Annotated in this window: 1 protein-coding gene; it reads right to left on the reverse strand. The window is 66.5% G+C overall.

Annotation, left to right across the window (positions count from 1 at the left end):
- On the reverse strand, positions 1 to 209 hold a 209-nt coding region (locus tag AB3351_RS23675), incomplete at both ends, for a hypothetical protein (RefSeq protein ID WP_371149563.1).

Raw genomic sequence — 209 nt, forward strand, 5'->3', positions numbered from 1 at the left:
TTGTGCGCGACGAACAGGATGCCGCCTGCCGATCCGCTCGGATTGAGGGACGTCGTCTGATCCGCGGCGACGGGGAGATCCGCCCCGTTCGCACCGCTGGATCCGGTGACCAGATAATAGCCGTGCGCCTTGATTGTGCCGGTCAGCGCGACGCCCGCGCTGAATGAAGTGGGGGCAGCCGACACGTAGCCGATCGACCATTGGCCGCC

Origin of the sequence: Aneurinibacillus sp. REN35, from assembly GCF_041379945.2 — a bacterium.
Lineage (GTDB): Bacteria > Bacillota > Bacilli > Aneurinibacillales > Aneurinibacillaceae > Aneurinibacillus.